Here is a 13830-nt window from a genome sequence, read left to right on the forward strand (position 1 = left end):
AAAAAGCCAAGACCAACGCCGTAGGCACACAAACAACAAGCGCCCCGCAGGCAAAAAATCACCGTTTAGCGACCGGCTTAGCCTCGCGTGGACCCTGACCAACAAACAACTGCCGCGGGCGGCCAATCTTCTGCTCAGGATCGGCAATCATTTCGTTCCACTGCGCAATCCAGCCGACGGTGCGAGCCATCGCAAAGATACAGGTAAACATCGCGGTAGGAATCCCCAAAGCCCTCTGCACAATCCCCGAATAAAAATCGACATTCGGATAAAGCTTGCGCGACACGAAGTAGTCGTCCTCCAGCGCGATCTTCTCGAGCGCCATCGCGAGCTTGAACAGCGGGTCGTCATGCAGCCCCAACTCTTCCAGCACTTCGTGACACGTCTCGCGCATCAACTTCGCACGCGGATCGTAGTTCTTATACACACGGTGGCCAAAACCCATCAGCTTCACGCCGGAGTTCTTGTCCTTCACCTTCGCAATGAACTCGGGAATGTGGTCGACCGAACCAATCTCCTCCAGCATATTCAGCGCCGCTTCATTCGCGCCGCCATGCGCCGGACCCCACAGGCAAGCAATCCCCGCAGCAATACAGGCAAACGGATTCGCGCCAGACGACCCGGCCAGGCGAACCGTCGAAGTCGAAGCATTCTGCTCGTGGTCCGCATGCAGAATCAGAATGCGATCGAGCGCACGCACCAGCACGTCGTTGACCTTGTACTCCTCCGCAGGATTGGCGAACATCATCCGCATGAAATTCGCGCTGCACGACAAGTCGTTCTTCGGATACACGAACGGCTGGCCCACGGTGTACTTGTATGCCATCGCCACCAGCGTCGGCAGCTTGGCGATCATGCGGATCGCCGATACTTCGCGGTGCTGCGGATCATTGATGTCCAGCGAGTCGTGATAGAACGCCGACAACGCACCCACCGCCGCCACCAGAATCGCCATCGGGTGCGCGTCGCGGCGGAAGCCGCGAAAAAAGAAATGCATCTGCTCGTGCACCATCGTGTGCTGCGTGACGGTCTTCACGAACGCTTCCTTCTCCTGAACAGTCGGCAGTTCGCCCTTCAGCAGCAGATAACAGGTTTCGAGGAAGTCGGCGTTTTGCGCGAGATTGTCGATCGGGTAGCCGCGATACAGCAGCTCACCTTTGTCGCCGTCGATATACGTAATTTCGGAATTGCAGGCCGCCGTCGACATGAAACCCGGGTCGTACGTGAACTTGCCCGTCTGCCCATACAGTTTGCGGATGTCGATCACATCCGGCCCAAGCGTGCCCTGATAAATCGGCAAATCGATCGTCTGGCCGCTGTCGGAAAAGCTCAGCGTTGCGTGTGTCTTCGAGTTCATCTACACGTTTCCTTTTACTTTCACATCGCACACACGCCGGCATGCTCGATCATCGCGCTTGCGTGCTTAGGCATGCTCAGGCTCCGCTTCGCATTCTACGGTCCGATCAAGCATTGATTGCGGCGATTGACGGCAACAATCCATCTCGACTGACGCAACATTCGTTGCCTGACGTGACCCGCAAAGCCCCCTGAGGATGCCGCGCGGAAATGCACTACCGTGCTCTGCCGTGCCAACCCCCAATGCCCGCCAAATGAAAGCTGGTACACCTCGCGCAACAATGTTTTGCGGCAATCGGGCAGCACAGGCGCGGCGGCTCTGCGATACTGAAGCTGTGTTTTGCCTCCCCTGCAAGCACATCGCTGTCTTTGGCCCGCCGTCCTACGGCGGGCCTTTTTAATCAGCCAGAACAACAGGAAGGACCAGATGAACGCCTCTCTCGAAACACTGTTTCCGGATCATGTCCACAACGAGGACAGCATCGTCTCCGCACTGAATCATCAGGACATCGTCGTTGCCTTGTCGTCGGCGCTGAAGACGCAAAACGTCGCGGTGCTGCATATGCTCTACCCGCGTACCGACGCACGCACCCATCACAGTCTCGATGCATTGGTGAACGTATTGCACGGTCACGGTCTGCATGAAGTCGCGGACCTGATCGCGCAGGAAGCGCATTACCTGCTGTTCAAAGACCCCGTTAAGGCGTGGAAAGCATTCCACGAGATTCGCAACGACTCGCTCGCGATCGGCGCACATCTGTATTACCACGGCCTCGTCGGCGAAGCCGCGGAACGCGCGCTCGATACCGACGCGCATCGCAAGGCTTGAGCTTCATATGTGCTGAGCCAGGCGCCGCCCCGCTCGAGCTCATCGCACGCTCATGGCGCGAATGAATTCGTCGACATAGCGGTTGAACGCGGCCGGATGCGCGAGATTCATTCCGTGCGACGCGCCGCGCACCGTTTCGCGGCGCGCATCCGGCAACCACGTTTGCAGGGCGGTTGCCGTACGGCGGAACATGTCCGGGCTCTTTTCGCCGTCGATCAGCAGCACCGGGCAGCGTATCCCGGCGGCCTCCTCGGGCACGTACGCGGGCAGCGGGTCGCGGAACTGGCGCGCGAGCGTGTGCGCGTTGTCAGTCGCCATTCTGCGAAAGCCCGGCGTGCTCATCGCCCAGAAACCGGGCCGGCTCACCGAATCGACGAACAGCTGCAAGCCGGCGTCCACCTCGCCCGCCTCGATCAGTTGCGCGGCTTTGGCGCGCAACGCGTTGACCGTCTCCGGCAAACGCGCGGGCGGCCGCCCGGCAATCTGCAACGGGCCGCCCGGATCGGCCAGCGTCAAGGTGCGCACCCATTCCTGATGGCGTCGCGCGAAATGATAGGCGACGCAACCGCCGCGAGAATGACCGACCACGTGCGCCTGACCGGCACCGAAACGGTCGATGAACTCGGCCACTTCATCCGCATGCTGGCTCCAGCTGAACGGCAGCCCGGGCTCGGTATCGGTATCGGTCACCGGCCAGTAGTGCGTGAGACTCACCGCGACGCAGCGGTAATGCTTCGAAAGGCCGGCGAGTTGCGGTTGCCAATAGCGGTAGTCGCACAGCGAGCCGTGCACGAACAGCAGCAGTTCGCCCTCGCCGTCTTCGACATAAGGCATGCGCAAACCGCTTTGCAGTTCGATAAAGGACGGGGACGAAGCGGAAACAGGTTGATTCACAGGTGTGGATTCACGGACAGCACGGCAACGTCTGAATGCGACGGCGCCGGCTCGAAAAGATCGGGGAAAGAAAAAAGAAAGCGAGCTTGCGTCCCTGCAAGTGGGACGCGTCGCGTATTGTCACATAGGCGCGAAATGTGCGCCGGAGCTTACGCCACAAGGACCGGCGATGAATTCGCCGCGTCACCCGCGCGTCACTCGCGCGTCACTCATAAGCGCGTTCGTCCAGCAAACCGGCGGCGGCGGCAGCGGCCGCGCCGCGCACCGCACAAGTCAGCGGTTCGTCGGCGACGCGGACGTCGAGCCCCAGTTCGTTGGTCAGCCGCCGGCTCAGGTTGCCGAGCAGCGCGCCGCCGCCGGTCAGCACGATGCCGCTATGCGCGATATCGGTCACCAGTTCGGCCGGCGCCGTTTCGAGCGCGCGCTTCACCGCGCCGATCACCTGACACAGCGGGCCGTCGATCGCGTCGGCGATATCGTGGTTGCTCAGTTGAACCGTGCGCGGCAGGCCGTCGTCGACGCTGCGCCCAGTGGCGTTCATGTGCTTTATCGGCACGTCGCGGACGGCCGTACCAATGCTTTTCTTCACGTGCTCGGCGGTTTGCTCGCCGAGCAGCACGCCATACAGATTGCGCACATAACTGACGATCGCCATGTCGAAGCTGTCGCCGCCCACGCGAATCGAGCCGCTATACGCCGTGCCGCCCAGCGCGATCACCCCGACTTCGGTGGTGCCGCCGCCGATATCGACCACCATCGACCCGGTCGCCTCCGACACCGGCAGGCCCGCGCCGACCGCCGACGCCAGCGATTCGCCGATCAGACTCACCCTCCACGCGCCGGCCGCCACCGCCGCTTCCTTGATCGCGCGACGCTCGACGTGGGTCGCCCCCGCCGGCACGCACAGCGTGAAAGCTGCGCGGCGGCTGAACAGCGGCCGCGGGCGCGCCATGTCGACGAATTGCCGGATCATGTGCTCGGCGGCCGAGAAATTGGCGATGACGCCGTGCCGCATCGGCCGCACGGCTTCGAGATTGCGCGGCGCGCGGCCGAGCAATTGGCGCGCTTCGGTGCCCACTGCCGCGATGCGTTTTTGCCCGGCGGCGGGCTGTTTCTCGAAACAGACGACCGACGGCTGATTCAGCACGATGCCGCCGGCGTCGGTATAGATAAGGGTATTGGCCGTGCCGAGGTCGACCGCCACTGAATGGCGGAACAGGCGATCGAAAAGCGGGTAATGCGGCGTCGGTCTGGCCATAGGAAGGCTCTGCTGTGTCGTTATCCGCCCTTGCCGGGCAGTCTGGAAAATGCGCCCCGGTCGCCCGAGCCGTTCGGCACGTCCTGACGGGCGTTGCGCGGTCCGCGCGGCGCGGGTGATTCTCATGCTAATGACCAGTTAACGGCAAGCAGATCAAATTCTTTAGACCGATTTTTCAATCAGGGTCGTGTCAGTCTTACGACAAGCTGCCCAGCGCGCGCACCAGCGCCTCGCGGCCGAGCTCGACGCCGTCGGCACTAATGGTGTGACCAATGCCGGGCAACACGTAGGCGTCGACGCTATAGCCGGCATTGCTGAAAGCATTAGCGGCATATTCCAGTTCGCGCACCGGGATCACTCCGTCTGCTTCGCCGTGCACCAGCGTGAGCGGCGTGCCGTTGCGCGCGACGATCGCCGAGCCGAGCCGGCCCGAATACGCGACGACGGCGGCTGCGCCTTCCGCGCTGGTCGCCACGTGATGCATCGACATGATCGAGCCTTGCGAGAAGCCCACCAGCGCAAGCCGGTCGAAAGGAAGCTGCCAGTGCGCCAACTCGGCTTCGAGCATGCGCCGCAGCGCCGGATAAGCGGCGGCGACACGCGCCCCGCGGTTACCCTCGTCGACTTCGCGAAGGCTGAACCACTGACGCCCGCCAAAACCGCCGTCGAATTCCTCGCTGCCGTCGAGCGACACAAACGCGACGTCCGGCAAGGGCTCGCTCCAGATGTCCGCGAGCGGCATCAGATCGCGGGCATTGCTGCCGACGCCGTGCAGCAGCACCACCAGTGCCTTCGCAGGCGCATTGGCCGGCGCGCGGCGCCAGCCGTGTTCGAATTGCTCCCAGCCCATATCCGTTTCCTTTCTCCCGATGCTTCCGGTTCGTGTTTCCGCACGCGCGGCGAGGCGCGCGGCGGCGTATTTCCGCACGCCCGGCAAGGCGTGCTGCGGTGTGTCGCCCCAGCCGCGAGGATACGCTGCCGGATTACTTTTCGCCCGCGAGCCTGCACGCGCCGGCTACGTCAAAACGTGAATACAGGTATGCTTTTGCGAGCGTTCACCCAAGCTTTGATCACGTTTCCAGGCGCACTTCCGGGTGGCGCGCAACAGACGCAACAGCCGGCCCCGGCTCGAACAGCTTGCGCCGCGCCGGCCGCGCACCGTGGTCCCGCAACATCCTTAGCTGCCCACTTGCTTGACTGACTGCCCAGCGCCGCGCGCGAGCGGTGCATGGAACATCCGCCGATATTCTGTCCGGAGAATGGTTTGAGCCAGCCCACTTCCGCGCGAGCCGCCGCACCGCCGGCACCACCGCCGCCATTACAAGGCGGCCAACTGGTTCTGGCGACCATCGCCGTCGCGCTCGCCACCTTCATGAACGTGCTCGACACATCGATTGCGAACGTCGCGATCCCGACCATTTCGGGCAACCTCGGCGTTTCGGTCGACGAAGGCACATGGGTCATCACGGTGTTCGCCGCCGCCAACGCGGTGTCGATTCCGCTGACCGGCTGGCTCACGCAGCGCTTCGGCCAGGTGAAGCTGTTCGTCAGCGCGATTCTGATGTTCGTGCTGGCTTCGTGGCTGTGCGGAATCGCGCCGACGCTGCCGATCCTGCTGATCGCGCGGGTCTTTCAGGGCGCCGTGGCGGGTCCGCTGATTCCGCTGTCGCAGGCCATTCTGCTCGGCTCGTACCCGAAGGAGAAAGCGTCGACCGCGCTCGCCTTATGGGCCATGACGGCGACCGTCGGCCCGATTGCCGGCCCCGCGCTCGGCGGCTGGATCACGGATAGTTACAGCTGGTCGTGGATCTTCTACATCAACATCCCGGTCGGCATTTTCGCGGCCGGCGTCACGTGGATGATCTACCGCAACCGCGAGTCCGCCACCCGAAAACCGCCGATCGACGTGGTCGGCCTCGGCTTGCTGGTTGCCTGGGTCGCCTCGTTGCAGATCATGCTCGACAAGGGCAAGGACCTCGACTGGTTCTCGTCGCCGGTGATCGTGATCCTGGGCATCACGGCGCTCATCAGCTTCGCGTTTTTCCTCGTGTGGGAGCTGACCGAAGAGAATCCGATCGTCGATTTGCGGCTCTTCACGCAGCGCAATTTTCTCGGCGGCACGATTGCGATTTCGGTCGCGTATGGCGTGTTCTTCGGCAACCTGGTGCTGCTGCCGCAATGGATGCAGGAGTATCTGAACTACCGTTCGGTGGATGCGGGTCTGGTCACCGCGCCGCTCGGCGTCTTCGCCGTGCTGCTCGCGCCGGTGATGGGCCGCGTGCTGCCGCGCTCGGACGCGCGCATCATCGCCACCCTCGCCTTTATCGGCTTCGCGATCGTGTTCTATATGCGCTCGAAGTACGTGATCGAAATCGACACCTGGCACCTCGTGATACCCACGCTGCTGCAAGGCATTCCGATGGCGCTGTTCTTCGTGCCGCTGACCTCGATCATTCTGTCCGGCCAGCCGCCGAACAGGATTCCGGCCGCGGCGGGCCTGTCGAATTTCGTGCGGGTGTTTTGCGGCGCGGTGGGCACCTCGGTCGCCGGCAACGCGTGGAACAACCGCACGGTGCTGCATCACGAGCGGCTCACCGAGCGCGCCACCGTCGACAACCCGCTGTTCAGCCAGCAGATCGATTCGACCCAGTCGCTGCTGCATCTGAATACGCAATCCGCGCATGCGCTGTTCGACTTCACCGTGAACACGCAGGCCGCGATGATGGGCCTGAACGACATCTTTTATGTGTCGGCGATCATCTTCATTCTGATCATTCCGCTGATCTGGATTACGCGGCCGGCCAAAGGCGGCGGCGGTTCGGGCGCGGCGGGCGCGCACTAATGGCGGCGGACAGGGGCGATGCGCAGGGGTGACACGCTGGGGCGATATACACGGGTGACGCGCTGGGTGACGCTTCGAGTTCGTGAGTCGGCGCGTTTGCGCTCCGACGTCAGCGGAAATAGCGCGCCGGCGTGTCGCCGAACGCGTCGCGGAACACCGCGATAAACGACGACACATCGTTGTAACCCACTTCGAGCGCCACCTGCGTGACGCTGGCGCCGGCGCCCAGGCGCTCCAGCGCAACGAGCAGCCGCAATTGCTGGCGCCACTGGCCGAAGGTCTGCCCGGTCTCCTTGACGAACAGGCGCGCCGCGGTGCGAGCGGTGACGCCGGCGGCGGCCGCCAGGTCCTCGAGCACCGCCTGCTCCGCCGGGTTCGCGCTCAGCGCGTCGGCGATCCGCTGGGCGCGCGGATCGCGTGGCCAGTTCACCGCCAGCGGCGCGGCAGGCAGACCCGGCAGCCGGTCCAGCAACACCTGCACGAGGCGCGCGGACGGGGCATCGGGCGGCTGGTCCTTCGGCAAATCCGCCGCCGCGATCAGCAAGGCCGCCACCAGCCGGTCGAGCACGACCGCGCCGCCCTGCTCGGGCAGCGGCGCGGCGCCCGCTTCGGCATATAGCGAATAAAGCCGCACCGGTTCGGCCGCGGACAGGCGATGCAACACGTCCGGCAGCATCCAGACCGCGTGGCCCGGCGGCACAACGCATCGTGAGATTTCGGTGCGCACGGTCAGCACGCCTTCGCTCGCGTGAATCAGACGCGCGCGACGGTACGCGTGCCACGGCTCATCCAGCGCGTCGTACCGCTCCTCGACCACGAATACCGAACGCTCGATGAGGTCCGGATCGAAGGCTCCCATCATGAATGTCCGTTTTGCCCGGTTGTCGTTGGAAACGCAGAAAGATTAGCATAGCCGCCGCGAAACGATGTTCGGACGTTCGCGCCCGTCCGCTCGGCGCCGCACGAACAATTCGCTCCAGGTTGCCAGTAAAATCGCGGCTTCAACGGTCCGAGCCCAATGAACTACTCATCCATCCTCGAACAGATTCATCGCGATCTCCAGCCTTATCTGGGCACCGGCAAGGTCGCCGACTACATTCCAGAACTGGCAAAAGTCCCCGCCGACAGCTTCGGCATGGCTATCGTCACGACCTCGGGCGAAGTGTTTCGCACCGGCGCCGCCGACACGCGCTTTTCCATCCAGAGCATCTCCAAGCTGTTCGCCTGCACCATGGCGTTCCGGCTGCTCGGCGACGCGTTGTGGCAGCGCGTCGGGCGCGAGCCGTCCGGCACCGCCTTCAACTCGCTGGTCCAGCTCGAAGCCGAACAGGGCAAGCCGCGCAATCCGTTCATCAATGCGGGCGCGCTGGTGGTCACCGACGTGCTGTGCCGCCGCTTCGTGCAGGCCGAGACGGCGCTGGTCGAATTCATGCGGCGCCTGACCGGCGAAACGAGCATCGACTACGATTTGCGCGTCGCCCAGTCTGAATGGCAGCACGCCCACCGCAACCAGGCGATGGCGCACTTCATGGCGAGCTTCGGCAACATGGAGATGCCGCCGCAAGTGGTGGTCGACGCTTATTGCCGGCAGTGCGCGATTTCGATGAGTTGCGTCGAACTGGCGAAAGCGGCGCTGTTTCTGGCCAACCACGGCGTCGTGCCCGCCACCGGCGAGCGGATTCTCGACACCAGTTCCGCCAAGCGCCTGTCCGCACTGATGCTGACCTGCGGCACCTACGATGCGGCGGGCGATTTCGTCTATCGGGTCGGCTTGCCGGCGAAAAGCGGCGTGGGCGGCGGGATCGTCGCCGTGCTGCCCGGCGAGATGGCCGTGTGCGTGTGGTCGCCTGGGCTCGACAGCAATGGCAATTCGCTGGCAGGCGTGCTGGCGCTCGAATGGCTGACCACGTATACGGGGCAGTCGATTTTCTGAGTCTGCGCCGAGCGCGCGGCGTTGCGGGCGGATCTCGTTGCCCGCTAACACCGCCGCCAAAGGCAAAAACATCACGCCATGGAAACCAGAGGATGCCCCTCCTTTCGCCACGGCGAAGCCAAAAACCACCGGACTCTTTCCGCGCGGACTTCCGCCAGCGAAGCCGGCGCCCACCTTGCGCGCCGGTCCTTATCGATCAACTGTGCCCTGACGCCCTCACAGAAATCCCCTTCCTCGATCACCCGCCTGACAATGCCCAGTTCCATCCGGAAGCACTCGGCCAGCGTCATCTGCCGCCCACGCAATAAAGCCTCACGCGTCACACACAACATCGTGGGCGAATGCCCTACCATCGCGTCATAAGTGGCCTGTAGCCACTGCCGCACCTCTCGCGGCGGCTCGCGCTCCAGATCATGCCGCAACGTCACGACCATCCGCTCGACACTCGAGCGCCGATCGAAATGCCGCAAAATCAACTGCGTAAAAGGCCCCAACGCAGCATGCGGAATAATGTTGCACGGCGGCTCGAACACGCCTCGCAACGCAGCCAGCGAATCCCCCGCATGCGACATGCGCTGCAAGCGCTCCTCGAACGTAGCGAGCCACTCGGCCGGCACGCATAAATCAGCCAGTTGCAGCCGCAATGCATCAGCCCCGGAGAGCGTCACGCCCGTCAGGCCGACATACAACTCGGCCTCCGCCGGCATCGCGCTCAAAAACCGCGTCGCGCCGACATCGGGCAAAAAACCAATGCGCGTCTCCGGCATCGCAATCCGGCTGCGCTCTGTCACGATCCGCAGCCGCGCCGCCTGGCCAAGCCCCATGCCGCCGCCCATCGTAATGCCGTCGAGCAAAGCGACCACCGGCTTCGGAAAGGTATGCAGCGCGTAATCGAGCCGGTATTCATCGACGAAAAATGCCAGCCACCGGCTGTCGCCGGCCTTCGCCAGCCGGTACACCTCGCGCACGTCGCCACCGGCGCAAAAGCCCTTGGCGCCCGCCCCCTTCAGCACGAGCGCGACAATGCCGTCATCAGCGCGGCAATGTTCGACCAGCACGGCAAGCTCGCGCACCATCGCATGCGACAACGCATTGAGCGCAGCCGGCCGGTTCAGCGTGATGATCGCCACGCGGTTGACGACGCGAAACAGAATCTCCCGCTCCGCCTCCACACTCGCCTGCGCTGCCAGGCTCTGTACCGCGCTCATCGATGCGTCTCCCGCTCCATGTGTTCAGCCTGCGCAACCTGCCATTGCGGTGCGCGCTTCTCGAGAAACGCGTTGACGCCTTCGCGCTGATCCGCGCCGTCGAACAGATCGACAAAACGCTCGCGCTCCACCGCCAGCGCCGCCGAGCGCGGCACGCCGTTGCGCGCCTGATGAATCAGCGTCTTGCTGAAGCCGACCGCCTGCGGGCTCAGCGTCGCGACGCGCGCCGCCATCGTCAGTGCGGCCTCGCGCGATGCACCCTTGTCCACCACTTCTTCGACCAGACCGATGCGCAAGGCAGTCGCCGCATCGACACGCTCGCCGGTCAGAATCATGCGCTTGGCCCAGCCCTCGCCGACCAGCCACGGCAGCGTCTGCGTGCCGCAGCCGCATGGCAGCAAGCCAACCGCCGTTTCGGGCAAGGCGAGCAGCGCATGCTGTTCGGCAATGCGGATGTCGCACGCCAGCGCGCATTCGAGACCGCCGCCCATCGCATAGCCGTTGATCGCCGCGATCACCACCGGCCGCGCATTCTGCAAGGCTTCGAACGCGCTGCCGAAACGCATCGCCGCCGTGCGCGCGACTTCGCGATTGCCGTCGGCGAACGTGTTCAGGTCGGCGCCCGCGCTGAAGAACCTGGGGCCGTCGCCGGTAATCACGACCGCCCGCACACGCGCCTCGCCGTTCAGGCGCTCGACGGTTCGTTGCAACAGCAGCAGACCGTCCGGCGTGAATGCATTGGCCGGCGGCCGCTTGAGCGTCAGCAGCGCGACGGCGCCGTCGTGCGCGTAGTCGAGTTCGATCATTGCGCGTCTCCGTCCTTGCCGTCGTTACGGTAAAGCTTGATCACCGCCGAAAAGTCCAGCCGTCCCGCGCCTTTGCTGCTCATCGTCTGATAGAGCTGTTGCGCCAGCGCGCCGAGATACACCGGCTGACGCGCGAATTTCGCGGCGTCGGTGGCGAGGCCCAGGTCCTTGAGCATCAGGTCGGTACCGAAGCCGCCGGTGTAGCCGCGCGTCGACGGCGCGGTTTCGATCACGCCGGGCATCGGGTTATACGTGTCCGAACTCCAGCAGCGCCCGGTCGAGGTATTGATGATGCCGCCGAGCACCTTCGCGTCGATGCCGAGCGCTTCACCCAGCGACATCGCCTCGGCCACGCCCGCCATCGTGATGCCGAGCACGAGGTTGTTGCAGATCTTCGCGACCTGGCCGGTTCCGGTATCGCCGCAATGCACGATGTTCTTGCCCATCGCCGAGAGCACCGGCTTGACCTGCTCATACGCGCTCGCGCTGCCGCCGACCATGAAGGTCAGCGTGCCCGCCGCCGCGCCGCCGGTGCCGCCCGACACGGGCGCATCGACAAAGGTGTTGCCGTGTTGCGCGGCCAGTTCGGCGAAGGCCTTGACGCTCGCCGGGTCGATCGTGCTCGAATCGATGATCGTCACGCCTTTGGCGAGGCCGGCGAATACGCCGTCGTCCGCCGTCAGCACGCTGCGCACATGGGCGGCCGCGGGCAGCATTGTGATCACGCATTCGACGTCGCTCGCCGCCGCTTTCGGCGAACCCGCCGCCTTCGCGCCCGCTTCGACCAGAGCCTGCACAGCTTGCGCGTCGAGGTCGAATACGTTGACCGCGTGGCCCGCCTTGAGCAGGTTATGCGCCATCGGTGCGCCCATGTTGCCGAGTCCGATAAAGCCTATTTTCATGGTGTCGTCTCCTGTGTCGATGGGAGTTGGCGCTTTAGCGCTTACTCCCATCCCATGCAAAGCTCGATGGGAGTTGGCGCTTTAGCGCTTACTCCCATCCCATGCAAAGCTCGATGGGAGTTGGCGCTTCAGCGCTTACTCCCATCCCATGCAAAGCTCGATGGGAGTTGACGCTTCAGCGCTTACTCCCATCCCATGCAAAGCAATGAACCCGAGGTCTTAGCGCAGGCTGATGGTCGTGTTGACGCCGTCGTTGACGGTGTCGTCGTCGAACCAGCGGGCGGTGACGGTCTTGGTCTGCGTATAGAACTGCACGACCTGTTTGCCGTACGGCCCAAGGTCGCCGAGCTTCGAGCCGCGCGAGCCGGTAAAGCTGAAGAACGGCACGGGCACCGGAATCGGAATGTTGATGCCCACCTGGCCGATGTCGATCTCGCTCTGGAATTTGCGCGCCGCCGCGCCGCTTTGCGTGAAGAGGCCCACGCCGTTGCCGAACGGATTGCGGTTGACGAGTTCGATCGCCTCGTCGAGCGTGGCGACGTTCAGAATCAGCAGCACCGGGCCGAAGATTTCGGTGCGGTAGATTTCCATCTCGGGGGTGACATCGGTGAAGACCGTCGGGCCGATGAAGTTGCCTTGCTCGTAGCCCGGCACCTTCACGTCGCGGCCGTCGAGCGCGAGCGTGGCGCCCTCTTTCACGCCCGCTTCGATCAGGCCGAGAATGCGTTGCTTCGCCGCGCGTGAGCCCACCGGGCCGACGTCCGTATTCGGTTCGTTACCCGCGTTGACCTTCAGCGTCTTCGCCTTCGCGACCAAGTCGGGCAACCATTGCTGTGCGGCACCGACCAGCACCACCACCGAAGTCGCCATACAGCGCTGGCCCGCCGCGCCGAAACCCGCCCCGGCGAGCGCGTTCAAGGTCTGCTCGCGGTTCGCATCGGGCAAGACAACGGCATGATTCTTCGCGCCCATCATCGACTGCACGCGCTTGCCGTGTTCGCTGCCGAGGCGATAAACGTGCGTGCCGACCGCCGTCGAGCCAACGAAGGAAATCGCTTTCACCAGATCGTGCGTGCAGAGCGCGTCGACCACGTCCTTGCCTCCGTGCACGACATTCAGCACGCCCTTCGGCACGCCGGCTTCAAGCGCCAGTTCGACCAGTTGCATCGTCGACATCGGGTCCTGCTCGGAAGGCTTCAGCACGAACGTATTGCCGCACACGATCGCCATCGGGAACATCCACAGCGGAATCATCGCCGGGAAGTTGAACGGCGTGATGCCGGCGCACACACCGATCGGCTGACGCAGCGTGTAAGTATCCACACTGCCCGCCACGTTCTCCGCGAATTCACCTTGCTGCAAAGTACCGATCGAGCACGCATGCTCGACCACTTCGAGACCGCGGAAGATATCGCCTTCGGCATCGGGAATCGTCTTGCCCTGCTCGGCGCTCAGGGTCTTCGCGATGCGCGGCAAATGCTCGCGAACCAGCGCCTGGTACTTCAGCATGATGCGCATGCGCGCGCCGACCGGCGTGTTTTTCCACGTGTTGAACGCGGCGTGCGCGCAGCGGATTGCTTCGTTGACTTCATCGGCGGTGGCGAACGGCACGCGGGCGAGCACCTCTTGCGTGGCCGGATTCACAATGTCGCGCCACTCGCTGGTCTTCGATTCGACGAACTCGCCGTTGATCAGCAGTTTGACGGTCGCGGTCTGATTGCTCTGATTGCCTTGATTCCCGGCGTGGTTCGAAGCAGTTGCGCTCATGCTGAAACTCCTGTGCAGTGGCCGCGCGGCGGCCG

12 protein-coding genes are annotated in these 13830 nt (G+C 64.0%); 3 read left to right on the forward strand and 9 right to left on the reverse strand.

The annotated features are described in order from the left end of the window. Positions 1-58: 58 nt before the first annotated feature. Complete coding sequence (gene gltA / locus AC07WT_RS31980) at positions 59-1357, reverse strand: citrate synthase (RefSeq protein ID WP_494950062.1); 1299 nt, start codon at positions 1355-1357, stop codon at positions 59-61. 426 nt (positions 1358-1783) lie between these two features. Between gltA and AC07WT_RS31985 the strand changes: the two genes are divergently transcribed. Next, positions 1784-2185, forward strand: a complete 402-nt coding sequence (locus tag AC07WT_RS31985; RefSeq protein ID WP_492590086.1) for a hypothetical protein — start codon at positions 1784-1786, stop codon at positions 2183-2185. 39 nt (positions 2186-2224) lie between these two features. Here AC07WT_RS31985 and AC07WT_RS31990 read toward each other — a convergent pair whose 3' ends face one another. From AC07WT_RS31990 to AC07WT_RS32000, 3 genes are all read right to left on the reverse strand, one after another. Continuing rightward, the gene (locus AC07WT_RS31990; protein WP_492590135.1) at positions 2225-3019 is read right to left on the reverse strand and encodes an alpha/beta fold hydrolase; all 795 of its coding nucleotides are present in this window, start codon (positions 3017-3019) and stop codon (positions 2225-2227) included. A 265-nt stretch (positions 3020-3284) separates the two neighbouring features. Beyond that, positions 3285-4337, reverse strand: coding sequence for a rod shape-determining protein (locus tag AC07WT_RS31995; RefSeq protein ID WP_492590084.1), 1053 nt, complete (start codon positions 4335-4337; stop codon positions 3285-3287). A gap of 196 nt (positions 4338-4533) precedes the next feature. After that, the gene (locus AC07WT_RS32000) at positions 4534-5187 is read right to left on the reverse strand and encodes an alpha/beta hydrolase (RefSeq protein WP_492590083.1); all 654 of its coding nucleotides are present in this window, start codon (positions 5185-5187) and stop codon (positions 4534-4536) included. 414 nt (positions 5188-5601) lie between these two features. Here AC07WT_RS32000 and AC07WT_RS32005 point away from each other — a divergent pair, with 414 nt between their 5' ends. After that, positions 5602-7179 carry a DHA2 family efflux MFS transporter permease subunit gene (locus AC07WT_RS32005; RefSeq protein WP_494950063.1) on the forward strand — a complete coding sequence of 526 codons (1578 nt, stop codon included), beginning with the start codon at positions 5602-5604 and terminating at the stop codon, positions 7177-7179. Between the two features lie 109 nt (positions 7180-7288). On the opposite strand, the gene AC07WT_RS32010 is transcribed toward AC07WT_RS32005, so the two are convergent. Beyond that, complete coding sequence (locus AC07WT_RS32010; protein ID WP_494950064.1) at positions 7289-8041, reverse strand: AraC family transcriptional regulator; 753 nt, start codon at positions 8039-8041, stop codon at positions 7289-7291. Between the two features lie 156 nt (positions 8042-8197). On the opposite strand from AC07WT_RS32010, the gene AC07WT_RS32015 reads away from it, so the two are divergent. Next, positions 8198-9112, forward strand: a complete 915-nt coding sequence (locus AC07WT_RS32015; protein WP_494950065.1) for a glutaminase — start codon at positions 8198-8200, stop codon at positions 9110-9112. 71 nt (positions 9113-9183) lie between these two features. On the opposite strand, the gene AC07WT_RS32020 is transcribed toward AC07WT_RS32015, so the two are convergent. The 4 genes from AC07WT_RS32020 to AC07WT_RS32035 form a co-directional block, all read right to left on the reverse strand. Then, entirely contained in the window at positions 9184-10320 is a 1137-nt protein-coding gene (locus AC07WT_RS32020) for an enoyl-CoA hydratase/isomerase family protein (protein WP_494950066.1), read from the reverse strand. Then, the gene (locus tag AC07WT_RS32025; protein WP_494950067.1) at positions 10317-11126 is read right to left on the reverse strand and encodes an enoyl-CoA hydratase; all 810 of its coding nucleotides are present in this window, start codon (positions 11124-11126) and stop codon (positions 10317-10319) included. Before AC07WT_RS32025 ends, AC07WT_RS32020 begins: the two co-directional genes overlap by 4 nt. After that, on the reverse strand, positions 11123-12028 hold the full coding sequence (mmsB, locus tag AC07WT_RS32030) for a 3-hydroxyisobutyrate dehydrogenase (RefSeq protein WP_494950068.1): 906 nt from the start codon (positions 12026-12028) through the stop codon (positions 11123-11125). Before mmsB ends, AC07WT_RS32025 begins: the two co-directional genes overlap by 4 nt. A gap of 219 nt (positions 12029-12247) precedes the next feature. Then, the gene (locus AC07WT_RS32035; RefSeq protein ID WP_494950069.1) at positions 12248-13795 is read right to left on the reverse strand and encodes a CoA-acylating methylmalonate-semialdehyde dehydrogenase; all 1548 of its coding nucleotides are present in this window, start codon (positions 13793-13795) and stop codon (positions 12248-12250) included. Between the last annotated feature and the right edge of the window lie 35 nt (positions 13796-13830).

Source organism: Paraburkholderia sp. GW821-FHT02A12 (assembly GCF_059422005.1).

Bases quoted from the DNA above. Each gene is read 5' to 3' on its own strand.
- AC07WT_RS31995 (WP_492590084.1), bottom strand. From the start codon at position 4,337: ATGGCCAGACCGACGCCGCATTACCCGCTTTTCGATCGCCTGTTCCGC.
- mmsB (WP_494950068.1), bottom strand. From the start codon at position 12,028: ATGAAAATAGGCTTTATCGGACTCGGCAACATGGGCGCACCGATGGCG.
- AC07WT_RS32035 (WP_494950069.1), bottom strand. From the start codon at position 13,795: ATGAGCGCAACTGCTTCGAACCACGCCGGGAATCAAGGCAATCAGAGC.
- AC07WT_RS32000 (WP_492590083.1), bottom strand. From the start codon at position 5,187: ATGGGCTGGGAGCAATTCGAACACGGCTGGCGCCGCGCGCCGGCCAAT.
- AC07WT_RS32025 (WP_494950067.1), bottom strand. From the start codon at position 11,126: ATGATCGAACTCGACTACGCGCACGACGGCGCCGTCGCGCTGCTGACG.
- AC07WT_RS31985 (WP_492590086.1), top strand. From the start codon at position 1,784: ATGAACGCCTCTCTCGAAACACTGTTTCCGGATCATGTCCACAACGAG.
- AC07WT_RS32015 (WP_494950065.1), top strand. From the start codon at position 8,198: ATGAACTACTCATCCATCCTCGAACAGATTCATCGCGATCTCCAGCCT.
- AC07WT_RS31990 (WP_492590135.1), bottom strand. From the start codon at position 3,019: ATGCCTTATGTCGAAGACGGCGAGGGCGAACTGCTGCTGTTCGTGCAC.
- AC07WT_RS32010 (WP_494950064.1), bottom strand. From the start codon at position 8,041: ATGATGGGAGCCTTCGATCCGGACCTCATCGAGCGTTCGGTATTCGTG.
- gltA (WP_494950062.1), bottom strand. From the start codon at position 1,357: ATGAACTCGAAGACACACGCAACGCTGAGCTTTTCCGACAGCGGCCAG.
- AC07WT_RS32020 (WP_494950066.1), bottom strand. From the start codon at position 10,320: ATGAGCGCGGTACAGAGCCTGGCAGCGCAGGCGAGTGTGGAGGCGGAG.